Raw genomic sequence first — 24,353 nt, forward strand, 5'->3', positions numbered from 1 at the left:
TTCCAGGCCGGCCGCTTCTAGAACGGGTACTGCGCGACGTCCCCGCGCACGGTGGTCCAGCGCACGTCGGTGAACGCGTCCAGGTTGGCGTCGCCGCCGAAGCGGGAACCGGTGCCGGAGGCGGCGACGCCGCCGAAGGGAGCGACGGCCTCGTCGTTCACGGTCTGGTCGTTGATGTGCACGATCCCCGTCGGGATGCGCTCCGCCAGGTCCAGGCCGCGGGCCGCGTCCCGGGTGACGATGCCCAGCGAGAGCCCGTAGGGGCTCGCGGCGGCCAGGGCGGCGGCCTCGTCGGCCCCCGTGAAGGACCGTACGGGTGCGACGGGGCCGAAGACCTCCTCCGCGTAGGCGGGGGTGTCGTCGTCGGTGTCCGCGAGGACGGTGGGCCGGTAGAACAGCCGGTCGTGGGTCCCGCCCGCGGCGAGTTTCGCTCCGCCGGCCGTGCTGGCCCCGACCAGGGCGTGCACCTTGTCGAGCTGCCCCTGGTCGATGAGCGGGCCGAGGTGGACCTGCTCGCGGTGCGGGTCGCCGACGGCGAGCGAGTCGGCCTTGGCGGCCAGCCGTTCCACGTACTCGTCGTAGAGCGAGGCATGCACCAGGTGGCGTCCGGTCGTCATGCAGATCTGGCCCTGGTGGAAGAACGATCCCCAGGCGGCCGTGGAGATCACCGCCTCGATGTCGGCGTCCTCGAGCACGACCAGCGCGGAGTTTCCGCCGAGTTCCAGGTGGGCCCGCTTGAGGTGACGGCCTGCGGCCTCGCCGACGTGCCGGCCCGCCCCGGTGGAGCCGGTGAACGAGATGACGGGGATCCGCGGGTCGGCGACGAGCGCCTGGCCGGTCTCCGCGCCGCCCGGCAGGACGTGCAGCAGCCCTTCGGGCAGTCCCGCCTCGGCGAACACCGCGGCGAGTGCCAGCCCGCCGCAGACCGCGGTGCGCGGGTCCGGCTTCAGGACGACGGCGTTGCCGAGCGCGAGGGCCGGGGCGACGGAGCGGATGGACAGGATCAGCGGCGCGTTGAACGGGGCGACGACGCCCACCACGCCCACCGGCACCCGCCGCGTGTACGACAGCCGGGGCCCCTCGGTGGGCAGCACCTGGCCGGCCGGGCGGGAGGCCAGGGCCGCGGCCTCGTAGCACTCCTGGGCGGCGACATGCAGTTCGAAATCGGCCTTGCCGGTGATGCTGCCGGCCTCGCGGACCAGCCATTCCCGCAGTTCTTCGGCGTGCGCGCCGAACAGGTCGCCGGCCTTGCGGAGTACCGCGGCACGGACGAAGTGCGGGGTCCGGGCCCACTCGGCCTGGGCGGCGCGGCCCGCTTCCGCGGCGGCTCCGACGTCCTCACCGGTGGCGAGGGTGACGGTGGCCAGCTGTTCGCCGGTGGCGGGTTCCGTAACGGTGTGGTCGGGGCCCGAGAGGGGGCGGGACTGCCAGGTCGTGGGGTCGAGCAACGGCATATGACGGCTCTCCGATCGGTCACCGGGCTCCGCGCGAGCGCGAGCCCGGCTGTCCTTGCATGCACCAAATGGTTGAGCGCGCAACATCCTAGTCACGCCGCGTCAGAGGCACAGGGCGTGCCGTACCGGCGCCCCGGCTCCCGCCCGCCCTCCCGCCGCGGGATGATCCGGCTTCCTTCATCATCCGGCGAAGTGATCGCGTGCCGCATGTCCACTCGCACCGCCCCGTACCGGCCCGCACCGCCCCGTACCGGCCCGCACCGCCCTGCGGCGGCCCGCGCCGGCCGGCGTCAGCCGGATTCGCGCCGGATCACCGACGCGCCCAGCACCTTGTGCGCCTCGGGGGCGGCGGCCGGGTCGCGCACCGCGCGGTCGACGAGTGCGGCGAGCTCGGTGCCGGACGGCAGGTCGAGGTGGACAGTGGTCAGCCGGGGCCGCAGCAGCCGGCCCAGCATGAGGTTGTCGGCGCCGACCACGGCCGTCTCCTCGGGGACGCGGACACCGGCGTCCTGCAGCGCCCGCATCAGCAGCATCGCGTACTCGTCGTTGTACGTGAACACGGCGTCGAGGCCGAGGTCGCGCCATCGGGCGGCGAGCCGCGCGGCGGCGCCCTCGTCGTGGGCGAGGGGCAGTTCGGTGACGGTGGCGCCGGTGCCGCGCAGGGCCGCCCGCACTCCCGCGAGGCGGGGCGCGGAGAACGCCTCCAGCCCGGGCTCGCGCGGGACGACGACACCGATGCGGCGCCGCCCCTGGTCGAACAGGTGCGCGCCGGCGCTGTGGCCGACGACGTCGTGGTCCATGAGCAGGGCGTGCGCGCCCTCGACGGTTTCCGGGCCGAGGGTGACCACGGCACGCGCGCCGGAGCGTTTGAGCACGGCGACGCCCCGGGGGCCGAGCCCCGAGCCGGGGACCAGCACGGCCACGGGACGCAGCTCGGCCCAGGCACGGGCGGCCTCGTCGTCGTGCACGCCGACGGTGCCGTACTGCACCACGGTGTAGTCGAGGCGGCCGAGAGCCACCTGTAGATCGTTGATGAACTGGCTGTAGACCGGGCCGACCGGGAAGGCGGGGGCGGGCATCAGCACCATGCGGCTGTGCCCGGCGCGTAAGCTGCGGGCCGCCGCGTGCGGCACGTACCCGAGTTCCCTGGCTGCCTCGCGGACACGGCGGCGGGTGGGCTCGCTGATCCGGACGGCGTCGGCGTTGTTCAGGACGTAGGAGACGGTCGCGCGCGAGACGCCGGCCAGGCGGGCCACGTCGGCGCTCGTGGGCACCGCCCCCGCGGGCGGGGGGTTCGTGGACGCGGGGCTCGTGGGCGCGCGGGGCGGGGGCACGGATCGCGTGGGCACGGCACCTTTGGGCACGGGGCGCGTCGGTGCGGTGGCTGCGGGGGCGGGCGGGTTCGGTATCTGCACCATGACGTGAGGCATCCTTGCAGAAGCGCGAAGAGGCCCGTCGTCCGGGGGAGTTGAGAGCGCGGGGGCCCGCGTCCGCCCCAGTTCAGGACGGTCCCGCGGGTCGCCGGCCGGGGGGGGGAGCCGCACCCTCGGTCAGTGTGCGGGGGCCGTGGGTCCCGTCACGCGGTCGACGAGGTCCGCCCACGCGGATTCGAGCCGCGACAGCGGCATTCCGGACTGCCGGGTCAGGTGGTGCACCAGCGCGGGGTCGAGCGGCGCCATCAGGGTGTGGGCGAGGAGGTCGCAGTCCGCCTCCGGGACGGCCTCGCGCAGCAGCAGCGTCACGTGGTGGTGCAGTACCCGGCGGGGCGGGTTGGTGAAGCGACGGTCGGCGCAGGGTTCGGCGGCGAGCTGGAGGTCCAGCTCGTCGGCGGTGCGGCGCAGCATGGCGACGCCGAAGGCCCGCAGCCGCTCCGCGGGCGGCGCGCCCGGTCCCAGCGGCGGGGGGCCGGAGAGGAAGGCGGCCTGGAACTTCTTCTCCGAGTGGTCGAGCAGTGCCGTCAGCAGTCCGGTGCGGTCGCCGAAGCGCCGGAAGACCGTCCCCTTGCCCACCTGGGCCGCCGCGGCGACCGCCTCCATGGTCAGACCGTCCGCGCCACGCTCCGCCACCAGCAGGGCGGCTGCCTCCAGCAGGCGTGCGCGGTTGCGCGCGGCGTCGGCCCGCAGGCAGGGCTCATCGATCTCGACACCGAGTTGCGGCAACTCCAGCGGCTCGAGGGGCTGCTGGGGCGTCGGGGAGGGCGGCGGGACGGCGGACATGAAGCCAGCGTAAAGCATCGGGAAGAAACTGGACCGCGGTCCGGTTGGAGTGCTAGAAACGTAACCGGACCCCGGTCCGGATGATTGCGGCAATGTTTCGTCCTGTGCTTCGCCGCGCCGTTCCACCCTGCCTTCCACCCCCCTCAGGAGTTCTCATGTCTGTTCGCATCCTCGCCCTCGTCGGCAGCCTTCGCGCCGGCTCTCACAACCGTCAGCTCGCGGAGGCCGCGGTCAAGCTCGCTCCCGAGGGCTCCGAGATCGTGGTCCACGAGGGCCTCGCGGAGATCCCGTTCTACAACGAGGACATCGACGTCGAGGGCACCGTGCCGGCCGCGGCCGGCCGGCTGCGCGAGGCCGTGTCCGGTGCCGACGCCCTGCTGCTCTTCACGCCCGAGTACAACGGCACGATCCCGGCCGTCCTGAAGAACGCCATCGACTGGCTGTCCCGCCCGTTCGGCGCCGCCCCCCTCGGCGACAAGCCCGTCGCCGTGATCGGTACCGCCTACGGCCAGTACGGCGGTGTCTGGGCGCAGGACGAGGCCCGCAAGGCCCTCGGCATCGCGGGCGGCAAGGTGGTCGAGGACATCAAGCTCTCCATCCCCGGCTCCGTGACCCGTTTCGCCGAGATCCACCCCGCCGACGACAGCGAGGTCGTGGAGCAGCTGACCGAGGTCATCGTCCGTCTGAACAGCCACGCCGCCGCGCCCGCCGCCGCCTGACGCCTCCGGCGCGAGACGCACCCGATCCGCGTCCCGAGGGGCCGGAGCCGTACCGACGACGGCTCCGGCCCCTCCGGCCGTGAGAACGGGCGGGCGCGCTCCCGGGAGCACGCCCGCCCAGCGGCCCCGGCACTCCGCCTCCGGCCTCCGCTCAGACGCCCGCCGCCGCCCGTTCCCCGCGGTGGATCGGTGTCCGCGTGCCGGTCAGCGGGGCTCCGGTGCCGCCCCGAAGGGTCGCGACGATCTCCGCCGCGATGGACAGGGCGGTCTCCTCCGGCGTACGCGCCCCGAGGTCCAGGCCGATCGGCGACCTGAGCCGGGCCAGCTCCCGCTCGCCCACGCCCGCCTCGCGCAGTCGCCGCTGCCGGTCCGCGTGGGTCCGGCGTGATCCCATCGCCCCGACGAACGCCACCGGCATCGCCAGCGCCTCCGTCAGCAGGGGGACGTCGAACTTGGCGTCGTGGGTCAGGACGCACAGCACCGTGCGCCCGTCGGTGACCGCGGTACGCAGGTAGCGGTGCGGCCAGTCGACCACGATCTCGTCCGCCTCCGGGAACCGGGCCCGGGTGGCGAACACCGGCCGGGCGTCGCAGACGGTCACGTGGTAGCCGAGGAACTTGCCGGCCCGCACCAGAGCCGCCGAGAAGTCGACCGCGCCGAAGACGATCATGCGGGGCGGCGGCTGCGACGTCTCCACGAACAGGGTCACCCCGCCGGGGCAGCGCGATCCGTCCGCCGAGACGCCCACGGTGCCGGTGCGGCCGCCGTCCAGCAGGGCCCGGGCCTCGGCCGCCGCCGTCCGGTCCAGCTCGGGACCGCCGGCGAGGTGCCCCTCGTACGACCCGTCGGGGCGGACCAGGAGCGCGCCGCCGAGCGTCTCGGCCGGGCCCCGGACGATCCGGGCGAGCGCCACCGGCTCACCGCGGACCACCGCGGACAGGGCCGTCCGCAGCACTTCGCGGACGGGGGCGTGCGCACCGACCGGGGTGACCCCGATGTCGATGATCCCGCCACAGGTCAGCCCGACCGCGAAGGCGTCCTCGTCGCTGTAGCCGAACCGCTGCACCCGCGTCCCGCCGTCGGCGAGCGCCTCGAGGCACAGTTCGTGGACCGCGCCCTCGACGCAGCCGCCCGAGACCGAGCCGATCACCGTGCCCTCGCGGTCGACGGCGAGGGCGGCGCCGGGGCCGCGCGGTGCGCTGCCGCTCACGGACACCACGGTGGCGACGGCGAACTCCCGCCCCTCGGTGAGCCATTGATGCAGCTCACCGGCGATGTCAAACATGCGGTCCGCCCGCGGTGAGGATCCGGTCCGGGCGGATGGGAAGGTTCCGGTGCCGCACACCGGTCGCGTGCCAGACCGCGTTGGCGATGGCCGCCGCGGCTCCCACGATGCCGATCTCGCCGATGCCCTTGATGCCGACCGGGTCGTCGGGGTCCGGGTCGTCGACCCAGTCCGCCTCGACGACCGGTACGTCGGCGTTCGTGGCGATGTGGTAGCCCGCGAGGTCACCGCCGTAGTGGCCGCCCGAGGCCCGGTCGCGGATCCCTTCCTCGTGCAGGGCCATGGAGATGCCCCAGACCATCCCGCCGACGAGCTGGCCGCGCGCGGTGAGCGGGTTGACGATCCGGCCCGCGGCGAACACGCCGAGCATGCGGCGCACCCGCACCTCGCCGGTGGTGACGTCCACGGCGACCTCCGCGAACTGCGCACCGAAGGAATGCCGTTCCTTCTGCGCCAGAGCTCCGAGGGCCGCGGTGGTGTCGGAGCGTACGGTGATGCCCTCGGCCGGAATGCCGGTCTCCCCCGCCAGGCGTTCCCGCAGTTCGTCGGCCGCGACGGTGATCGCCCAGGCCCAGGAACGGGTGCCGGTGGAACCGCCGGCGATCATCGCGGGGCCGAAGTCGCTGTCGCCGATCCGCATCCGGATCCGCGCGGGCGCCACCCGGAGCGCGTCGGCGGCGACCAGGGTGAGCGCGGTCCGGGCCCCGGTGCCGATGTCGGCCGCCGCGATCCGCACGGTGAAGGTGCCGTCCGCCTCCGCCGTCACCGCGGCCGTGGAAGGGCCGGCTCCCGCGGGGAAGGACGCGGCGGCCGTGCCCGTGCCGATCAGCAGGTTGCCCTCCCGGCGCAGACCGGGGCGCGGGTCGCGGCCGGCCCAGCCGAAGCGCCGGGCGCCCTCCCGGAAGCAGGCGGCGAGGTTGTGTCCGCTGAACGGCATCCCGGAGACCGGGCCCCGTTCGGGTTCGTTGCGCAGGCGCAGCTCGATCGGGTCGACGCCGCACCGCTCGGCGAGTTCGTCGAGCGCCGCCTCCAGGGCGAACGCGCCGGGGGCCTCGCCGGGCGCGCGCATCCAGGTCGGCGACGGCACGTCGAGCCGCACCGCCTCGATCGCGGTGCGGTGGGCGGGGGCGTCGTACATCACCCGGGCCACGCCGGCGCTGGGCTCGACGAAGTCCCAGACCGTCGAGGTCTGGCTGAGCGAGCGGTGTTCCAGGGCGCGCAGCCGCCCGTCGGCGTCGGCGCCGAGCCTGACGCGCTGGGCGGTGGGGCTGCGGTAGCCGGTGAGCGAGAACATCTGGCGACGGGTCAGGACCACACGGACCGGGCGCCGCAGCGCGGTCGCCGCCATGACGGCGGACACCTGGTGGGCGCGCACGCCCTTGCTGCCGAAGCCGCCGCCGACGTGCTCGGAGCGCACCCGCACGGCGGACGCGTCGAGGGAGAACATCCGGGAGAGTTCGTCGGCGACCCAGGTGGTGCCCTGGTTGGAGTCGACGACGTCGAGCCGCCCGTCGTCCCACCGGGCGGTCGCCGCGTGCGGCTCCATCATGCTGTGGTGCTCTTCGGGGGTGGTGTACTCGACGTCCACGACGTGTGCGGAGGCCGCGAGTTCGGCGTCCAGGTCGCCCTTCTCGGTCACCGCGGGCATCTGCCCTTCCAGTGTGAACGCGTCGGGGCGGTCGCCCCTGAACTCGATGTCGTGCGGCTCCTGTTCGTAGGTCACCACAAGGGCCTCTGCCGCCTCGCGGGCCTGCTCGGAGGTCTCGGCGACGACGAGCGCGACGGGCCACCCCGCGTGCGGGACGCGGTCGTTCTGGAAGACGGCGGCGGTCGGGTCCGGCCGGACCCCCAGCAGGCCGATGTAGTCGAGGTGGAGGCGCGGGGCGTTCCCGTGGTGCAGCACGGTGAGGACACCCGGCATGGCGAGGACGGGAGCGGTCTCGACGGAGCCGATCCGGCCGCGGGCGACGGTGGACAGCACCAGCCAGCCGTGGGCGAGGTCGGCGAAGGGGATCTCCCCCGCGTACCGGGCGGCTCCGGTCACCTTGTCGCGGCCCTCCACCCGCGTGTGCGCGGTGCCGACGGCGCCGGTCACGGTCGTGGTGGCAGCTGTGGTGGCATGCTCGGGGCCGGTCTCCGTGCCGGTCGTGGTGACGGTCATCGGGCGGCCTCCTCGGCGAGTTCGGACAGGACGGCCACCACGAGGTTGCGCATGAGGGTCACCTTGTACGTGTTGCCGGGCAGCGGCCGGGCAGCGGCCAGTTCGGCGTCGGCGGCCGCGGCGAAGTAGTCGGCGGACGCCGGGGCCCCGTTGAGGACGCGTTCGGCGGCGTGCGCCCGCCAGGGCCGGGACGCGACGGCGCCGAGGGCGAGCCGCGCCTCGCGCACGACGCCGTTGCTGACGTCGAGGGCGGCGGCGACCGAGCCGATCGCGAAGGCGTACGAGGCGCGTTCGCGCACCTTGCGGTAGCGGGAGTGGGCGGCCGACGGCACGGGCGGCAGCGTGATGCCGGTGATGAGCGCGCCCCGGGGCAGCGCGGTCTCCCGGTGCGGGGTGTCACCGACGGGCAGATAGAAGTCGGCGAGGGGCAACTTGCCCGGACCGTCGGCTGTTTGATAGGAGACGACGGCGTCGAACGCGGTCAGTGCCACCCCCATGTCGGAGGGGTGGACGGCGACGCAGTGCTCGGAGGCCCCCAGGATCGCGTGGTTGTGGTGCTCGCCCTCGACGGCGGGGCAACCACTGCCGGGGAGCCGCTTGTTGCAGGGCTTGGTCACGTCGGCGAAATAACCGCAGCGGGTGCGCTGGAGCAGGTTCCCGCCCACGGTGGCCATGTTGCGCAGTTGCCCGGAGGCTCCGGCGAGCACCGCCTCGGTCAGTGCCGGGTAGCGGCGGCGGACCTCGGGGTGGGCGGCGAGGTCGCTGTTGGTGACGGTGGCGCCGATGCGCAGTCCGCCGTCATCGGCCGACTCGATCCGGTCCAGCGGGAGTCGGCGTACGTCGACGAGTCGCGCGGGGCGTTCGACGCCGGTCTTCATCAGGTCGACGAGGTTGGTTCCGCCACCGAGGTAGCGGGCGTCGGGATCGGTGTCGAGCAGGGCGACCGCGCCCGGGACGTCGTCGGCGCGCCGGTAGTCGAACTCCCTCATGCGACGGCCTCCTCGGTGGCCTCGGTACGTTCGGCGGCGGCGCGGGCGACGGCCTCGACGATCGAGACGTAGGCGCCGCAGCGGCACAGGTTGCCGCTCATCCGTTCGCGGATCTCCTGCGGGGTCAGCGGAGGCGGTCCCGCTTCGGGCCGTACGTCGTCGGTGACCGCGCTGGGCCAGCCCGCGGCGTGCTCCTCGATGACGGCGACGGCGGAACAGATCTGGCCGGGCGTGCAGTAACCGCACTGGAAACCGTCCAGGTCGAGGAAGGCCTGCTGCACGGGGTGCAGCCGCTCCCCCTCGGCGAGGCCTTCCACGGTGGTGATCTCCCGGTCCTCCGCCGCCACGGCCAGTTGCAGGCAGGACACGGTCCGGCGGCCGTCCACCAGGACGGTGCAGGCACCGCACTGTCCCTGGTCGCAGCCCTTCTTGGTGCCGGTCAGATCGAGGCGCTCGCGCAGGGCGTCGAGCAGGGTGGTGCGGTGGTCGACGGACAGCGTGTGCTTCTCGCCGTTGATGTTCAGGGTGACGCTGCTGGACGTCGGGGGAGCCATGAGCAGCCTTCCTTCGCGGATCCGTGCAGGCCGGCAAGGCCCTCGGGAGGCGGACGAGTGGGAAAGGGTCAGAAGGTCGACAGGTGGGAGTTCGTCAACGGACCGGGGTGCCGGCGTCGGCCGCCCGCGGGCACGGGCACGCCCGCCCCTCCCGCGCTGTCCGGGGCCACCGCTACGATGCACCGAAGCGGACGGTTGTCCGTTACCGGGGAAATTTAGTGGACAGTTGTCCGCTTAGCAAGAACGGGTTTCGGCCATGCCCGGGAGGAGGACGGACGAGTGGGTCGGGACGTGGAGCGGGACATGGGCCGGGAGACGGGCGGCGAGGACACGCCGCAGGGCAAGGAGGCGCCCCCGCGCGCGCAGGCACCCCTGCGGTCGGACGCGCAACGCAACCGCGAGCGCATCCTGGAGGTCGCGCTGGCCGAATTGACCCGGTCGGCCGACACCCCGCTGAGCGTGATCGCCAAGAAGGCGGGCGTCGGCCAGGGCACGCTCTACCGGAACTTCCCCAGCCGGGAGGATCTTGTCCTGGAGATCTACCGCAACGAGATGCGCCAGGTGGCCGACAGCGCGGCGCGGCTGCTGGAGACCCGGGAACCCGACCGCGCCCTGCGCGAATGGATGGACCGGCTCGCCCTGTTCGCGATGACCAAGGCCGGGCTGGCCGACGCCATCAGGCAGGCGACCGGCGCGCCGGGAAGTCCGGCGAAGCCGGGGCCCAACCCCGTGATCGAGGCGGCCGAACTCCTGCTGCGTGCCTGCGAGGAGGCCGGAACCATCCGTCCCGGGGTGACCTCGGACGACATGATTCTCGCGATCGGCGGCCTGTGGCAGCTCGACCCCGCCGGGGACTGGCGGACCAGGGCCACCCGGCTGCTGGACATCGTCATGGACGGGCTGCGCGCGGGGGCACCCGGGCGGTAGCCGGGAACCCGGTGGCGGGGCGCCCTGGTGGTGTCTAGGAGCCCGGTGGTGCGGCGGGCGCGAGGCCCTCGCGAGGGGTACCGCTCTCAGCCGACGGCCGTCGGCGCCAGCTCCCGCAGTTCCCGCAGCGCGGCCTCGACCGCCGGGCGGGCGTGGCCGCCCCCTCGGGTGCAGGTCAGCAGTTTGCGGTGCGGGTTGCCGGTGCAGCGTACGCGGGTGATCGGGAGGTGCGGGGTCAGCTGCGCCAGGCGCGGGATCAGGGCGACGCCGAGCCCGTGCGCGACGAGATGGGCGGTGACGTTCCAGTCGAGGGCGTGGTGGACGACGTCCGGGGTGAACCCTGCGGCGCCGCAGGCCGACATCACATGGGGCCGGCAGGGGCTCTCCGGCACCGGCGCGATCCACGGTTCGCGCGCCGCCTCCTCGAGACCGGCCCGCTCGCGGCCGGCCAGCGGGTGCCCTTCGGGGACCACGAGGTCGAACGGGTCGTCCAGCAGGGGCTGTTGGTCGAAGCGCGCGTCACTCAGCGGTGGGTTGAGCGGGGTCGCCTCGACGATCGCCAGATCGGTGGCCCCCTCGAAGAGCAGGTCGAAGCTCTTCGACACCTCCGTCTCCAGGATCCGTACCGTCAGCCTGGGATGACGGGCGCCCAGCCGGGCGGCCATGGGGGCCAGCAGGACCGAGATCGCCACCGGGAACCCGGTGACCCGCAGCAGCCCGGTGGGGGCACCGTGGTCGGCCCGCAGATCCAGTTCGGCCTGTTCCCAGCGGGTCTCGATGGCGTCGGCGTGCGCGAGCAGGCTCTCGGCGGCCGGGGAGAGCCGTACGCCGCGTCCCTGCGGTTCCAGCAGGTCGACACCCAGGTCGCGGGCGAGCTGGCGGATCTGCTGGGAGGCGGCGGACGGGGTGAAGTGCAGGGCGCGGGCGGCCGCGGTGACCGTGCCGTAGTGGGCGACCGCCCTGAGGACGTGCAGCCGGCGCAGGTCAATCATGTAGCTCACGCTTCACGGTCGGGTCCATAAAGTCAACCTGGACGTGTACGGAAGGCGCGACGCACCCTGGTCGTGTCACGACGGCCGCCCGGGCCTTTCGTACCGGGAGCCGAACTTCGAGGAGCCGAGGAGCCACTATGACCAGCGCGTACGGAACCACCGGCACGACCGGCATCGTCTGCCCGTACTGCGGATGGCCGGACGACGCCGAGCCGTTCCAGCTGGTGTCACGGCACAGCACCGCCGCGGGCAGCACGGTGTGGACCCGTTGCGGATGCGGCTCGCTCCAGGTCCGTGCCGTCGACGGCCGCGGCGCGCGCGTCGTCACCCGCAGCAGGCCGCCCGCCGGGATTCCGCACGTCCGGGCGTGCGGGACACGCGGCTGAGCGGGCCGAACGGACCGGGGGCGGCCGTTGACAGGCCGCTCGCACCGGCTGTACTGATCGAGCGGACGGGGCGGCGGGCGGCCGGGGCCGGTCCGGGAAGACGAGCGGAAGGCGAGCGGAAGACGTGGACGTGCACAGACATCCCCTGTCCGGGGTCACGGTGGTCAGCCTGGAGCAGGCCGTGGCCGCGCCGTACGCCACCCGGCAGCTCGCCGACCTCGGAGCCCGTGTGATCAAGGTGGAGCGGCCGGGCGGGGGCGACTTCGCCCGCCGCTACGACACGACCGTCCACGGCCACTCCAGCTATTTCGTGTGGCTCAACCGCTCCAAGGAGTCCCTCACACTGAACCTCAAGGATCCGCGGGGCCGCGAGATCCTGCACCAACTCCTCGCCGGCGCCGATGTGTTCGTGCAGAACCTGGCACCGGGCGCGGCAGACCGGCTGGGCCTGGGCACCGACGGCCTCGCCCGGCGTCACCCCCGCCTGATCCCGTGCACCATTTCCGGCTACGGCACGTCCGGCCCCTGGGCCGACCGCAAGGCGTACGACCTGCTGGTGCAGTGCCAGACGGGCCTGGTGTCGCTGACCGGAACGCCGGAGGGGACCGCCCGCACCGGTGTCTCGGTGGCCGACATCGCCGCCGGAATGTACGCGTACAGCGGGATCCTCACCGCTCTCTACACCCGGGCGACCGCCGGCACCGTCCACCCCGTGGAGGTGTCGCTGTTCGAGGCCCTGGCCGAGTGGATGGGCCAGCCCGCCTACTACACCCGTTACGGCGGCAGCCAGCCCCCGCGCCTGGGCACGCAGCACGCCACCATCGCCCCGTACGGGACGTACCGGGCCGCGGACGGCCGCGAGGTGCTGTTCTCCATCCAGAACGAGCGCGAGTGGGCGGCTCTGTGCACCGGGTTCCTGGGCCGTCCCGAGCTGACCGACGATCCGCGCTTCGCGACCGGTTCCGCGCGCGTGACGCACCGTGAGGAACTCGATGCCGTGATCGCCGAGCGCTTCGCCCGCTCCGACGCCGATGAACTCCTCGAGGACCTGGAGGCGATCGGCATCGCCTGTGCCGGGGTCAACGACGTCGCCGCCTTCCTCGGCCATCCGGTCCTCGCCGCCCGCGACCGCTGGCGCGAGGTGGCGGTCCCCGGCGCGACGGTGGAGGCCCTGCTCCCCCCGGCCGACCTCGCGGGTCTCGCGCCCCGCATGGACCCGGTGCCCGCCGTCGGCGAGCACACCGAGTCCATTCTCGGCGACCTCGGCCACTCCCCCGCCGACATCACGGCCCTGCGCGCGGACGCGGTCGTCTGAACGGGCCGCGGAGCGGTCGCAGGGGCCGGGCCGCGTGGGCCGGGAAAGTCCCCAACCCGTGCGGCCCGGCCCTCCGGCAGCCGCTCGGACGGATCAGACCGCCCCGGGGACCTCCTCCATGACACCGTTGAGCGGGGAGTCGGGGTCGGTTCCGTAGGGGCGGGTGATGACTTCCAGACCGTGTCCGGCCGGGTCGGTGAAGTACACGCCGTGGCCGCCGTCGTGGCGGTTGACACGGCGCGGGTGGCGGCCGTGCGGATCGGCCTGGATGGGGATTCCGGCCTCCACGAGCCGGTCGAGGACGGGGCCGAACTCGTCCTCGGAGACGAGGAACGCGTAGTGCTGTACCGGGATGTCGGCGTCGATGGTCGCGAAGTCCAGGGTGACGCCGTTGGCCGTCGTCACCGGAAGGAAGACTCCGGCCGGTTCGCCGACCTCGAGCCCCAGGATCCGGGCGAGGAAATGGGCGGACTTCTCCCGGTCACGGGTGAGAACGATGGTGTGGTTGAACTCGACTGACACTGGTCAATGCCTCCACGGGCATCCGCGGCGCCTCCATGCCTCACCCAGCCGATGACCGGCACGCGATGCCGCACGGTGATGGTAGACAACGGCGTCAGTGTCCGTCGAGGGGGTTTCGCCGGCCGCGGACGGACGGCCGACGGGCACCCGGCGCCGGAGCGTGCTTGTGGCGGCGGGCTGCCGTTGCCGGCCGGGCAGGGCCGTGGGACTGAGCCGGGGCGCAGTCCTGACATCTGTCAGGGACCCGGCGGGCCGGCGTCTCCCTAGGGTGCTGAGCACGGGCCGCGTCGGCCGACCGCCGACCCGGACCGCGCATCGGCACCGTCAATGTCCGGGGGACACCATGAGGAACCTTACGCGCCGTACCGCCACCGCCCTGGCCGCGGCCGCCCTGACCGTCAGCGGCCTCACCGGCACCGCCCTGGCCGCGCCGGCGGAGCGCGGCTCCGTCGCGCCCGCGGCGGCCGCGGACGACCCGGCGCTCACCAACGTGTACGTGTGGGCGACCAACGTGAACCTGCGGGAGTGGCCGAACACCCGGTCCAACATCCTGGCGGTCCGCTCGCAGTACTGGCTGGACGCCGTGTGCCAGACGCAGGGTGAGACGGTCACCGACCCGGCCGTGGGCTCCAACAACTGGTGGACCCAGGTCATGGAGCTCTCCGGCAGCGACGTCGCCTGGGTGAACAACCTGTACCTGCGGGGCGGACAGAAGATCGCGGGCGTGCCCGACTGCTGAACCGCCGCGTCACGACATGCCTGTGGCGGGTCACCGTTCCCGGTGGCCCGCCACAGGCATCGCTCCGTCAGCAGTAGCCCATCGGGCCGCTGTCCGTGTAGAAGACGTAGTTGACGCTGACCCACCCCGTGACGTTCCCCCGGTGGGCCGTCAGGCGGATCCAGTATCCGTCCGAGCTCCAGCAGTACGCGGTGAACGTCTCCCGGAAGTAGCCCTGGCCCAGGACGGTGCCGTCGACGGGACGGCTGCGGATGTTGACGCCGTCCCCCAGGAAGTACCCTCCCCTGGACAGCACTTGCCGGGTGCCGGTGCCTTCGTCCGGCGACGTCCCCTGTGCGCCGGCCGACGCCGGGAGCAGCGCCAGGGCGGTACCCGCCACGGCGGCACACAGCAGTCTCCGGGTGCGCTTGAACTCGGGCATGCCCTACTCCTTCTTGTCCCTTGTCCCTTGTCAGAACCAGTTCGTCGCGGCCAGGACGTGTCCGTCGCAGGTGAGCAGGGCGCGGGAGACGCGGCCGTGGAGGTTGTTGCCGATCTTCGTGTACGCGTAGGTGAGGCCGGAGTCGACGGTCTCGGAGACCCATCCGTCGGCGCGGCCCACGCCGTTGTTCGAACGTTCCAGTACGGCGGCGCAGTTGGCGCGGGAGTTCTCGATCCGGGCGAAGGAGCCGCAGCTGCCGGAGTAGAAGTACTTCAGTGCCATGTTCTCGAAGCGCTGAGTGGGCCCCACCTGGCCGAAGGTGCCCGCGCAGCTGGAAATGGTGGGGTACTGCCCCTCCATTCCGTAGGCGCCGTAGTCGCCGCCCGAGTGCGGTGCGGCGTGGGCGGAGGCGGGGAGGAGCGCCATCACTGCGGCAGCGCCTCCCGCGGCCAGCAGAGTCCTCAGAGGTCGGCGGCTCATGGTCCCTCTTTCATGTGTCGGCGGTGTCCTGGTCGTGCGCGGACGCCGGCCGGCCTTCCGGCCGGCCGCCGTCCGTGACCGTGACCGTACGGGCCGTCACCGCCCCTCCGGCACCTGACAGGTATCAGGGTCCGGGGCCCGTCGGAGTCCGCCGCCCGTCAGGAGCCGTCGGCGCGGGCGCCCTCGTCGCCGCCCGGACGGGGCGCTCCCCTGCGGGGGAGCAGGGCGAGGTGTTCCTCGCGCACCAGGCCGAAGCGCAGCGCGACCGAGGCGAGGCGGGCGCGTTTGGCTCCGGTGCGACCGCCGTCGGCCGGACCCCCGGTCTCCTCCCCGAGGTCCAGGCGCAGCTTGGCGAAGGCCAGGTAGTCGATGTGGTAGTTCACCGCGGAGCGGGTCAGGTCACGGCAGGACTCGAGTGGGCGCAGTCGCTCCGCGATCTCCCCGACGCCGGGCAGTCCCGAGTCCGACGGGTCCCGCAGCAAGGGCTCGCACAGGGCGACGAGGACGAGGAAGTACTTCGATGTCGGGTCCAGCGCGAAGGGGTGGACGGTCTGTTCGCCGATGCCGTGCGCGGACCGCTCACCGAGGTAGGCGTGCTGGGGGGCGAATACCTTGAAGGCCGCCGTACCGGTGAGGGCGGGGAGCACCACACGGGAGAACTCGAAGGGCACGGGTGCGCCGAGCCGGCCCGGAGCCACGGTGATGTACTCCCCGGCGCCCTCCAGGTTCTCCACCACATAGGACACGCTGCGGCTGAAGTTGGACAGCCGCCAGTAGTCGCCCGCCGCCTCCAACTGCCCGGCGCGGCGGGAGATTCCGGGATCGGCCAGGGTGATGGACACTCCCCCGCCGACGGCCGGCCCGCGCCCGAAGTCGACGACGTCACCCGGCCCCAGGTGCAGCAGCGCGGGCTTGCCCGTTCCTCCCCCTGTGCGCGTCCCCGTCTCCGCACGCGTCCCGCTCTCCGGTGGCCGCGCGGGATCCGGCAACTGGACGATGATCGTTTCCACGGCCGTTCCCCCGATCCGTCGCCAGAATTGTAGGGGCGGGTTCCGCTTACGGGGAGTCGGCACGAGCGGTCGGGACCTGGCGCCTCGGCCATGTGTCCGGCCAAGTGCCCCGGCCATCCTGCGGGGAGCGCGGATCCGACCCCTTCGCCGTGATCCCCCCGGCCTCCCCGGTGGCTGCGGTCGCCTCCGCCTCCGCGGTCTCGTCGACACGGTCGGCCACCCGCTTCAGGAAGTCACGCACGTCGGCGGGGGGCAGGGAGAGCGCGGACCCGCGCGGGCGTTCGAAGCTGTGCACCGCTGCTTCGACGAGGTCCCGGAAGTCGGTTTCGGTGACGGCGACCGCCTCCGCCGCCCGTCGCTTGGGGAACCACCGGCCCGTGCGGCAGAACACCAGGGAGCGGCAGCCGTTGAGTACCCGGTTGTCCGCCAGATGGTCTTCGCCGTCGGCGTGCTCGCGGACGGAGGCGCGCAACGCGACGAGCAGCGCGGCGCGTTGCGGTTCGGCGATCACCGCCCGTGGGCAGGGGCTGCGGGGTGGAGGGGAAGGGGAGGAAGCAGTGGGAGGGCCTGGGGTACGCGCCATACGGCCGGTGTCGCGCGGGGCGACGCGTCCCGGCCCCGTGCCGGGGAGACGGGCCGCGCCGTCACTCCGCCCACAGCTCGCCACTGTCGCACACGTGTGCGCTCATGTTGCGTTCCATCATCCGCAGGGCGGCGTCCGCCAGGTCGGCGTGAATGTGGGCGACGGCGTCGCGGGGGATCACCACGTCGAGGTGGCGGATGTGGGCGTCGAGTGCGGAGTACAGCACGCACTGCTCCGTCACCTGGCCGCACAGGACGAGCCGGTCGACGTCCTGCTGGTGGAGGAGATAGTGCAGCGGTGTCTCGAAGAAGATCGAGTGGCGGGCCTTGACCACGAAGAGTGAGGAGTCGGTCGGCCGCAGCGGTTCGACGAGGTGCGCCTGAGGCCCCGCGAGCGCCTTGTCGAGCAGCTCGCCGTGGTGCGAGCGCCACTCCCCGAAGTTGTCGTTGACGTAGATCACCGGGACGTCCCGCTGTCGCGCCCGGTGCAGCAGGCTCGAGATGACCGGTACGACCGACTCCGCGGACGGCATCAGCAGCTCGGCGTCCTGGTGGTCGTAGGTGTTGATCATGTCGATGACGATCAGTGCGGTCCTGCCCATGGCATCAGTTTCCCTTTGGCCCCCCGAACTCGAACGGGATCCGACGGCAGGGCCCGGCCGTCCCTGCCGGACCCCACCGGACCCCGGGGTACCCACCCGTACCGTTTTCACGCGCCGGCGGCCACTCTCCGGGTGCCGGTGGCTCATCAGGGCCGTCCGGCCCTAGCCCGGCCGGGATCGGCCGCCGACCATGGACTGATGTTCCAAAGCGATGGTTTCCGCGCACTCGAACGCCAGGAGTGCCTGCGCCTGCTGGCCCAGGTGCCGGTCGGTCGCGTCGTGTACACCCGGCAGGCACTGCCCGCCGTCCTGCCCGTCAATTTCTCCCTGGACGCGGACGCCTCCGTGCTGCTGTGCACCTCGCGGGACTCCGACCTGGTGCGTGCGGTCGACGGGGTCGTGGTGGCCTTCGAGGCCGACGAATTCCATGCCGAGCACCGGGCCGGATGGAGCGTGGTGGTCACGGGCCGGGCCGCGGTGGTGACCGATCCCGCCGAGCACGAGCGGCTGCTGCGGACCGGCCCCGATTCCTGGATGCCGATGCGGGACGGGGTGTTCGTACGGATCGAGGCCGGGATGGTCTCGGGCAGGGAACTCACGGGTGCGAGCGTGCACGGCACAGGGTGACCCTTCCACCCCGTGCACCGTGCGCGCCACGGCCGCCGTCCGCCGCGGTCCACCGGGAGCCGTACGACGCCCTTGCCGGGCCTGGCAGTTGATCACGGTCCCGGGGACGTCCCGTACGGTACGCCTGTGACCGAGTACAGCACTGATGAAGTCCCCGGCCGCTTCGGCCCCACCGCCACCACGGAGGCCGAGCCCGGCAGGGCGGGCCCGGTACGCACGGAATACTCGCCCGAACACGACGGTGACCCCGACCCGGGGGAAATAGTCTGGACCTGGGTGCCCTACGAGGAGAACGACGGCCGGGGCAAGGACCGTCCGGTACTCGTGGTCGCGCGGGAGCCGGCCGGGACCTTCCTCGCGGTGCAGCTGTCGAGCAGGCAGCGCAACGGGGACCGGGACTGGGTGCCCATCGGGAGCGGGCCGTGGGACCGCTCGGGCCGCGATTCGTGGGTCGCCGTCGACCGGGTGCTGCGGCTGCACGAGGACGGCATGCGCCGCGAGGCGTGCGCCCTGGACCGGATGCGGTTCAATCTGGTGCGTCACCGGCTGCGCGAGCGGTACGGCTGGAACTGACCCTCATCCGATCCGCCGCCGGGTTCCTCAAGAGACCGGCGTCAGATCTGCGAAGGTCCGCTCGAACGCCGTGCGGACCCCGCTTCCGCGCGTCCGGTCCAGAATCCCGAACACCACGTGCTCGAACGCTCCGGCGAACCGCCCGCCCGGCTCCAGCAGCGCCCGGAACGCGGCCGCCACCTGCGTGGGATCGTTCCGGAAGACCCCGCAGCCCCAGGCGCCCAGCACCAGCCGCCGGTAGCCGTGGGCGACGGCGGTCTCCAGCACCCGCTCCGCCCTGACCGCCAGGGCACGGGGCAGCTCGGCCGCGCGCTCCGGCGCGGTCCGCAGGATCACGCCGGCGTTCGGCGCGGCCGAGGTGAGGAAGCCGACGGGGAACGGCTCGTCGAGGAACCGGCCGCGATCGTCGCGGAAGACGGGCACGGCGGGCGAGTGGATCACCCGGTCGGTGTAGAACGGGTCGCGGTGCGTCCGGTGGTGATCGTAGAACTCGGCTGCCCGCAACAGGCAGACGTACAGGGCGGAGGCCCGGCACAACGCCTCTTCCTGGGCCTGGGCACCGTTGAGATAGCCGCCGCCGGGATTGCGCGCGGAGGCGAAATTCAGCACCGCGGGAACGCTGTGCGTGCCGTCCCCCTCTCCTGTGAGCCGGCGCGCGGCCTCCAGGCTGCTCTCCCCGGTGACCTCGATCCGGGCCCCCACCGGCCGGAAGGGCGAGGACGGGTGCCCGCCGACGCCCGGAGCCGGGCCCCGGTCCGGTGCCGGCCCCGAAGAGCGCACCGAAGCCGGGGCGAGGACCGGCACCGGCACATGCGCCGGGACCCGCACCCGCAGCGGCTCCGGCCCGTACATCCGCGTGCCGTCCTGCGCGGCCCCGACCGCCGCCGCCAGGCGCACCTCGTGGCCGTCGGCCGGAGCGCGGTAGCCTCCCGACGCCACGATCCGCTCGGTCTCTCGCGCGATGCCGCGCAGACGCGCGCTCACGCCGCGACCCCCGTACGCGCCGTGACCGCGCGCCCCGCGATCGCCCCCGTGGTCTTCGCCGGCATACCGCCCGGTCTCTCCCCCGTCGTGCTCATGGGAGCATCGTGAGCGATGCTGGGGAGGCGACGCAACGGAGTTTCCCCTCATGGAAGGCCCGGGACGCGGGGAAAAGCCCTCGGAAACGGGCGGGGAGGAGAGGTTACCGGCCCGGACCGCCCGCCAGGCGCTCTTGTGCCGGACGGCGTGAGGGTTTTGGCTGGACGAGTTGATGCCTGTCCGGTCAAAAGACCCCGGGCCGGCGACATGGAGGTATCTCAGGAGGATTCCCACATGTCCGATTCGGCGAGCGGCTGTATCGAGCCCCGTCCCGCCATCACCGAAGCCGATGCGGAGGCCCTCGTACGGGGCATCTGCTTCAAGACCGGACCACCACGCCGCCTCGGTGTGGAGGTGGAATGGCTGGTCCACGAGCTGCGGGCCCCGCGGCTCCCCGTGACATCCGAACGACTCGAAGCGGCCTACGCCGCTCTGCGGACCGTGCCCCTGAATTCGGCGCTCACCGTCGAACCCGGAGGCCAGCTGGAGCTCAGCTCGCAGCCCGCCGCCTCCCTCATGGAGTGCGTCAACGCCGTCCGCGCCGACCTCGACGCCGTCCGCGCGGTACTGCGCGAGGACGGCCTCGGCCTCGTCGGCATCGGCCACGATCCCTGGCACACACCACGCCGGTTCCTGCGCGAACCGCGCTACGACGCCATGGAGGCCTGTCTCGACCGCACCGGCCCCGCCGGCCGCGCCATGATGTGCACGTCGACCTCCGTACAGGTGTGCCTGGACGCCGGGTACGAGGAGCCCGGCACCCTCGGTCACGTGCGGCGCTGGTGGCTGGCGCACCAGCTGGGCCCGGTGCTGGTGGCCGCGTTCGCCAACTCCCCGCTGGCCGGGGGCCGGCCCACCGGCTGGCTGTCCACCCGGCAGCTGCGCTGGGCCCAGATCGGCACCGGCCGCGCGGGCGGCCCCGTGCTGGACTCCGAGCCGCGCGGCGCCTGGACCCGGCACGTCCTGGACGCGCCGGTGATGTGCGTACGGCAGGACAGCGGGCCGTGGGACGTGCCGGACGGGCTGACCTTCCGCGAGTGGACCAGGTCCGGGGTGCCGAGGGCACCCACCCGGGAAGACCTCGACTACCACCTCACGACGCTGTTCCCGCCGGTCAGGCCGCGCGGCCATCTGGAGCTGCGGATGATCGACGCGCAGCCCGGTGACCACGGCTGGATCGTGCCGCTGGCCGTGACGACGGCGCTGTTCGACGATCCGGAGGCCTCCGAGACGGCCTACCGGGCGGTGAAGCCGCTGGCCGAACGGACCCATGGCATGCCCGCGCCGCACAACCCGCTGTGGCGGGACGCGGCCCGCGACGGCCTGGCCGACCCGGAGCTGCGCGAGGTGGCCGCCCTCTGCTTCGCGGCGGCACTGCGGGCCCTGCCCGGGCTCGGTGCCACGACCGAGGTCGTGGACGCGGTGGCGGCCTACCAGGAGCGCCATGTCGCCCGCGGCCGCTGCCCGGCCGACGACCTGCTCGACGCCCTGCGCGCCGGAGCCGACGGCGCACCCGGCACACACCCCCACGGCACTTCCAGCGCTCCCGGCCCGCACACACGCGGAGCGCATCCGCACGGGAAGGACATCTCCTCATGACCGACCCCGCCCTCGATGCCGAAGCCCTGCGCGAGCGCGCGGTCGCCTCGCTGGTCACCGCGCGCGACCGGACCACCCTGCTGACCAGCTGTGTCGACGGGCCCGATCTCACCGCGCAGCACTCACCGCTGATGTCGCCGCTGGTGTGGGACCTCGCCCACATAGGCAACCAGGAGGAACAGTGGCTGCTGCGGGCGGTCGGCGGGCAGGAGGCGATACGGCCCGAGATCGACAGCGTCTACGACGCCTTCGAGCACCCGCGTGCCGAGCGGCCGAAGCTGCCGCTGCTGCCTCCCGAGGAGGCCCGCCGCTACGCCTCGGACGTGCGCGGCCGGGCGCTGGACGTGCTCGAGAGCACCGCGTTCCACGGCGAGCGGCTGACCGAGGCGGGATTCGCCTTCGGGATGGTCGCGCAGCACGAACAGCAGCACGACGAGACGATGCTGATCACCCATCAGCTGCGCAGCGGTCCGCAGGCCCTGACGGCTCCGGACCCGCAGCCGGTGCCGTTGTTCACCGGTCCGTCCGAGGTGCTCGTCCCGGGCGGCCCGTTCACCATGGGCACCTCGGACGAGCCGTGGGCGCTGGACAACGAACGTCCGGCGCACCGGCGCGAGGTGGCGCCGTTCCACATCGACACGACGCCGGTGACGAACGCGGCGTACCAGGCGTTCATCGAGGACGGCGGTTACGACGAGCCGCGCTGGTGGACCGCGGAGGGCTGGGCCCACATCCGCCGGAACTCCGTCACCGCCCCGCTGTTCTGGCGGCGGGACGGCGGGCAGTGGCTGCGGCGCCGCTTCGGCGCGACCGAGGCCGTGCCGCCCGACGAGCCGGTGCTGCACGTGTGCTGGTACGAGGCGGACGCGTACGCCCGCTGGGCCGGGCGCCGGCTGCCCACCGAGGCCGAGTGGGAGAAGGCCGCCCGGCACGATCCGGCCGGCGACCGCTCGGCGCGCTACCCCTGGGGCGACGCCGACCCGGGCCCGGAGCACGCCAACCTCGGCCAGCGCCACCTGCGGCCCGCGCCCGCGGGCAGCTATCCGGCCGGTGAGTCGCCGCTCGGGGTGCGTCAGCTGATCGGCGACGTGTGGGAGTGGACGTCCAGCGACTTCCTGCCCTACCCGGGGTTCAGGGCGTTCCCGTACAAGGAGTACTCGGAGGTGTTCTTCGGGGCCGGGTACAAGGTGCTGCGCGGTGGTTCGTTCGCGGTGGACGCGGTGGCCTGCCGGGGCACGTTCCGCAACTGGGACCATCCGGTCCGGCGGCAGATCTTCTCCGGGTTCCGCACGGCCCGCTCGGAGAGTGTCTGATGTGCCGTCACCTCGCTTACGTGGGGCCCGAGGAGACGCTCGGCCGGCTCCTCGTGGACCCGCCGCACGGGCTGTACCGCCAGTCGTGGGCGCCCCGGCATCAGCGGTACGGGACCGTCAACGCCGATGGTTTCGGGGTGGGCTGGTACGCGGCGGGGGACCCGGTGCCGGCCCGGTACCGCAGGGCGGGGCCGATCTGGGGAGATCCGTCGTTCGCCGATCTCGCCCGGGCCGTCCGCACCCAGGCGCTGCTCGCGGCCGTACGGGACGCGACCCTGTCGGGGGCGGACGGCGAGGCCGCGGCGGCGCCGTTCGCCGCGGGGGCCTGGCTGTTCAGCCACAACGGGGCCGTGCGGGGCTGGCCGGGCACGCTCGCGCCGCTCGTGACGACCCTGCCGCCCGAGGACGTGCTGTCGCTGGAGGCCCGCAGCGACTCCGCGTTCGTGTGGGCCCTGGTGCTCGCCAGGCTGCGGGCCGGGGACGAGGAGGGGCAGGCGCTGGCCGACACCGTGCTGGAGGTCGCCGCGGCGGCCCCCGCGTCCCGGCTCAACCTGGTGCTCACCCAGGGCGACACGGTCACCGCGACCGCGTGGGGCGACACGCTGTGGTACCTCGCCCGGCCGGGCGGCGGCACCGTCGTGGCCTCCGAGCCGTACGACGACGATCCGCACTGGTGCGAGGTCCCCGACCGCACCCTGCTGGCCGCGAACCGCACGGACGTGCTGCTCACCCCGCTCAAGGAGCCGGGCGACGTCCTGGCGAACACCGCCGCACCGGCACCGCACACACCGGCACCACCGAAGGAGCCCCGCACGTGAGTCCGTTCCGTCTCACCCGCACCCTGCCCGAGGACGCCACCGACGCCGCCCTGCGCGCCGACGTCCTCCAGGGCCTGACCGGCAGCCCCAGAACGCTGCCGCCGAAGTGGTTCTACGACGCGCGGGGCAGTGAGCTGTTCGAGGAGATCACCGGGCTGCCGGAGTACTACCCGACGCGCGCCGAGCGCGAGATCCTGCTCGCCCGCTCCGGTGAGATCGCCGAGGCGTCCGGGGCCCGTACCCTCATCGAACTGGGCTCCGGCTCCTCGGAGAAGACCCGCCATCTGCTCGACGCCCTGACCGGGCTGCACACGTACGTCCCCGTCGACGTCAGCGAGAGCGCCCTGACCCTGGCGGGCCGGGCGCTCGCCGCCGAGCGGCCGGGGCTGAACGTGCACGCCCTGGTCGACGACTTCACCGGCCGCATGACGCTGCCCGAGACCCCGGGACCGCGTCTGGTGGCGTTCCTCGGCGGCACGGTCGGCAATCTGCTGCCCGCCGAGCGGGCCTCGTTCCTGGCCTCCGTGCGGGCGATGCTCGCCCCCGGGGACGCGCTGCTCCTCGGCACGGACCTGGTCAAGGACGAGGAGGTGCTGGTCCGGGCGTACGACGACGCGGCCGGGGTGACGGCCGCGTTCAACAGGAACGTCCTGACCGTCATCAACAGGGAGCTGGGCGCCGACTTCGATCCGGCCGCCTTCGAGCATGTGGCCGTGTGGGACGCCGAGCACGAGTGGATCGAGATGCGCCTGCGCTCGCGCGACCGGCAGACGGTGAAGATCCCGGCGCTCGATCTCGCCGTCGACTTCGGCGCGGGCGAGGAGCTGCGCACCGAGGTCTCGGCGAAGTTCCGCAAGGAGCGCGTACGGGAGGAACTGGACGCTGCCGGGCTGGAGTCGGCCCGGTGGTGGACGGACGAGGAGGGACGGTTCGCGCTGTCGCTGAGCGTGGCGCGCTGACGGGGCGGACGGCGGCGAGGGCCCGGGGTC

At 73.3% G+C, this 24,353-nt stretch carries 26 protein-coding genes; 11 read left to right on the forward strand and 15 right to left on the reverse strand.

All coding sequences use genetic code 11. The features are described 5' to 3' along the window. Positions 1-17: 17 nt before the first annotated feature. From ACIF80_RS24515 to ACIF80_RS24525, 3 genes are all read right to left on the reverse strand, one after another. Positions 18-1,454: an aldehyde dehydrogenase family protein gene (locus ACIF80_RS24515; protein ID WP_399808304.1), complete on the reverse strand. Its 1,437-nt coding sequence runs from the start codon at positions 1,452-1,454 to the stop codon at positions 18-20. A 290-nt stretch (positions 1,455-1,744) separates the two neighbouring features. Further along, entirely contained in the window at positions 1,745-2,884 is a 1,140-nt protein-coding gene (locus ACIF80_RS24520; protein WP_399808307.1) for a LacI family DNA-binding transcriptional regulator, read from the reverse strand. Positions 2,885-3,004: 120 nt separating this feature from the next. After that, complete coding sequence (locus ACIF80_RS24525; protein ID WP_399808308.1) at positions 3,005-3,670, reverse strand: TetR/AcrR family transcriptional regulator; 666 nt, start codon at positions 3,668-3,670, stop codon at positions 3,005-3,007. Positions 3,671-3,825: 155 nt separating this feature from the next. Here ACIF80_RS24525 and ACIF80_RS24530 point away from each other — a divergent pair, with 155 nt between their 5' ends. Further along, positions 3,826-4,389 (forward strand): NADPH-dependent FMN reductase, encoded by a 564-nt coding sequence (locus ACIF80_RS24530; protein WP_399808310.1) that lies wholly within the window; start codon positions 3,826-3,828, stop codon positions 4,387-4,389. Positions 4,390-4,540: 151 nt separating this feature from the next. Here ACIF80_RS24530 and ACIF80_RS24535 read toward each other — a convergent pair whose 3' ends face one another. Genes ACIF80_RS24535 through ACIF80_RS24550 form a run of 4 tightly spaced genes read right to left on the reverse strand, consistent with a single transcriptional unit; the run spans position 4,541 to position 9,378 of the window. Next, positions 4,541-5,674 carry an XdhC family protein gene (locus tag ACIF80_RS24535; protein WP_399808312.1) on the reverse strand — a complete coding sequence of 378 codons (1,134 nt, stop codon included), beginning with the start codon at positions 5,672-5,674 and terminating at the stop codon, positions 4,541-4,543. After that, a complete protein-coding gene (locus tag ACIF80_RS24540) occupies positions 5,667-7,835 on the reverse strand; it encodes a xanthine dehydrogenase family protein molybdopterin-binding subunit (RefSeq protein ID WP_399808314.1) in 2,169 nt (722 codons plus the stop codon). The genes ACIF80_RS24535 and ACIF80_RS24540 overlap by 8 nt, the downstream gene beginning before the upstream one ends. Further along, entirely contained in the window at positions 7,832-8,824 is a 993-nt protein-coding gene (locus ACIF80_RS24545) for an FAD binding domain-containing protein (protein ID WP_399808317.1), read from the reverse strand. The genes ACIF80_RS24540 and ACIF80_RS24545 overlap by 4 nt, the downstream gene beginning before the upstream one ends. After that, on the reverse strand, positions 8,821-9,378 hold the full coding sequence (locus ACIF80_RS24550; protein WP_399808320.1) for a 2Fe-2S iron-sulfur cluster-binding protein: 558 nt from the start codon (positions 9,376-9,378) through the stop codon (positions 8,821-8,823). The genes ACIF80_RS24545 and ACIF80_RS24550 overlap by 4 nt, the downstream gene beginning before the upstream one ends. A gap of 303 nt (positions 9,379-9,681) precedes the next feature. On the opposite strand from ACIF80_RS24550, the gene ACIF80_RS24555 reads away from it, so the two are divergent. Beyond that, on the forward strand, positions 9,682-10,305 hold the full coding sequence (locus tag ACIF80_RS24555) for a TetR/AcrR family transcriptional regulator (RefSeq protein WP_399808910.1): 624 nt from the start codon (positions 9,682-9,684) through the stop codon (positions 10,303-10,305). 86 nt (positions 10,306-10,391) lie between these two features. Here ACIF80_RS24555 and ACIF80_RS24560 read toward each other — a convergent pair whose 3' ends face one another. After that, positions 10,392-11,297 (reverse strand): LysR family transcriptional regulator, encoded by a 906-nt coding sequence (locus ACIF80_RS24560; protein ID WP_399808913.1) that lies wholly within the window; start codon positions 11,295-11,297, stop codon positions 10,392-10,394. Positions 11,298-11,434: 137 nt separating this feature from the next. Here ACIF80_RS24560 and ACIF80_RS24565 point away from each other — a divergent pair, with 137 nt between their 5' ends. Both ACIF80_RS24565 and ACIF80_RS24570 read left to right on the forward strand, forming a co-directional pair. Further along, positions 11,435-11,683: a hypothetical protein gene (locus ACIF80_RS24565; RefSeq protein ID WP_399808322.1), complete on the forward strand. Its 249-nt coding sequence runs from the start codon at positions 11,435-11,437 to the stop codon at positions 11,681-11,683. Between the two features lie 124 nt (positions 11,684-11,807). Next, complete coding sequence (locus tag ACIF80_RS24570; RefSeq protein ID WP_399808324.1) at positions 11,808-12,998, forward strand: CaiB/BaiF CoA transferase family protein; 1,191 nt, start codon at positions 11,808-11,810, stop codon at positions 12,996-12,998. A 93-nt stretch (positions 12,999-13,091) separates the two neighbouring features. Here ACIF80_RS24570 and ACIF80_RS24575 read toward each other — a convergent pair whose 3' ends face one another. Continuing rightward, the gene (locus tag ACIF80_RS24575) at positions 13,092-13,520 is read right to left on the reverse strand and encodes a VOC family protein (protein WP_399808327.1); all 429 of its coding nucleotides are present in this window, start codon (positions 13,518-13,520) and stop codon (positions 13,092-13,094) included. A gap of 343 nt (positions 13,521-13,863) precedes the next feature. Between ACIF80_RS24575 and ACIF80_RS24580 the strand changes: the two genes are divergently transcribed. Next, entirely contained in the window at positions 13,864-14,259 is a 396-nt protein-coding gene (locus tag ACIF80_RS24580) for a peptidase M23 (protein ID WP_399808329.1), read from the forward strand. A gap of 67 nt (positions 14,260-14,326) precedes the next feature. On the opposite strand, the gene ACIF80_RS24585 is transcribed toward ACIF80_RS24580, so the two are convergent. The 5 genes from ACIF80_RS24585 to ACIF80_RS24605 all read right to left on the reverse strand — a co-directional run bounded on the left by ACIF80_RS24585 (position 14,327) and on the right by ACIF80_RS24605 (position 17,354). Next, complete coding sequence (locus ACIF80_RS24585; RefSeq protein ID WP_399808331.1) at positions 14,327-14,680, reverse strand: hypothetical protein; 354 nt, start codon at positions 14,678-14,680, stop codon at positions 14,327-14,329. A gap of 30 nt (positions 14,681-14,710) precedes the next feature. Continuing rightward, positions 14,711-15,160 (reverse strand): hypothetical protein, encoded by a 450-nt coding sequence (locus ACIF80_RS24590; RefSeq protein ID WP_399808334.1) that lies wholly within the window; start codon positions 15,158-15,160, stop codon positions 14,711-14,713. 158 nt (positions 15,161-15,318) lie between these two features. Next, on the reverse strand, positions 15,319-16,170 hold the full coding sequence (locus ACIF80_RS24595) for a serine/threonine protein kinase (RefSeq protein WP_399808337.1): 852 nt from the start codon (positions 16,168-16,170) through the stop codon (positions 15,319-15,321). Between the two features lie 46 nt (positions 16,171-16,216). Then, entirely contained in the window at positions 16,217-16,681 is a 465-nt protein-coding gene (locus ACIF80_RS24600) for an aminoglycoside adenylyltransferase domain-containing protein (protein ID WP_399808340.1), read from the reverse strand. A gap of 133 nt (positions 16,682-16,814) precedes the next feature. Continuing rightward, a complete protein-coding gene (locus ACIF80_RS24605) occupies positions 16,815-17,354 on the reverse strand; it encodes an isochorismatase family cysteine hydrolase (RefSeq protein ID WP_399808342.1) in 540 nt (179 codons plus the stop codon). Between the two features lie 198 nt (positions 17,355-17,552). Here ACIF80_RS24605 and ACIF80_RS24610 point away from each other — a divergent pair, with 198 nt between their 5' ends. Then, complete coding sequence (locus ACIF80_RS24610) at positions 17,553-17,981, forward strand: pyridoxamine 5'-phosphate oxidase family protein (protein ID WP_399808345.1); 429 nt, start codon at positions 17,553-17,555, stop codon at positions 17,979-17,981. A 126-nt stretch (positions 17,982-18,107) separates the two neighbouring features. Further along, the gene (locus tag ACIF80_RS24615) at positions 18,108-18,554 is read left to right on the forward strand and encodes a type II toxin-antitoxin system PemK/MazF family toxin (RefSeq protein ID WP_399808348.1); all 447 of its coding nucleotides are present in this window, start codon (positions 18,108-18,110) and stop codon (positions 18,552-18,554) included. A 27-nt stretch (positions 18,555-18,581) separates the two neighbouring features. Here the strand turns inward: ACIF80_RS24615 and ACIF80_RS24620 are convergent, their stop codons facing one another. After that, positions 18,582-19,538 carry a TIGR02452 family protein gene (locus ACIF80_RS24620; RefSeq protein ID WP_399808351.1) on the reverse strand — a complete coding sequence of 319 codons (957 nt, stop codon included), beginning with the start codon at positions 19,536-19,538 and terminating at the stop codon, positions 18,582-18,584. 330 nt (positions 19,539-19,868) lie between these two features. On the opposite strand from ACIF80_RS24620, the gene egtA reads away from it, so the two are divergent. Genes egtA through egtD form a run of 4 tightly spaced genes read left to right on the forward strand, consistent with a single transcriptional unit; the run spans position 19,869 to position 24,323 of the window. After that, positions 19,869-21,233 carry an ergothioneine biosynthesis glutamate--cysteine ligase EgtA gene (gene egtA / locus ACIF80_RS24625; RefSeq protein WP_399808354.1) on the forward strand — a complete coding sequence of 455 codons (1,365 nt, stop codon included), beginning with the start codon at positions 19,869-19,871 and terminating at the stop codon, positions 21,231-21,233. Further along, entirely contained in the window at positions 21,230-22,546 is a 1,317-nt protein-coding gene (gene egtB / locus ACIF80_RS24630; RefSeq protein ID WP_399808356.1) for an ergothioneine biosynthesis protein EgtB, read from the forward strand. Before egtA ends, egtB begins: the two co-directional genes overlap by 4 nt. Then, positions 22,546-23,364, forward strand: coding sequence for an ergothioneine biosynthesis protein EgtC (gene egtC / locus ACIF80_RS24635; protein ID WP_399808359.1), 819 nt, complete (start codon positions 22,546-22,548; stop codon positions 23,362-23,364). The genes egtB and egtC overlap by 1 nt, the downstream gene beginning before the upstream one ends. Continuing rightward, on the forward strand, positions 23,361-24,323 hold the full coding sequence (gene egtD / locus ACIF80_RS24640) for an L-histidine N(alpha)-methyltransferase (protein WP_399808361.1): 963 nt from the start codon (positions 23,361-23,363) through the stop codon (positions 24,321-24,323). Before egtC ends, egtD begins: the two co-directional genes overlap by 4 nt. Positions 24,324-24,353 lie beyond the last annotated feature (30 nt).

Origin of the sequence: Streptomyces sp. NPDC085927 (assembly GCF_044540975.1) — a bacterium.
Lineage (GTDB): Bacteria > Actinomycetota > Actinomycetes > Streptomycetales > Streptomycetaceae > Streptomyces > Streptomyces hirsutus.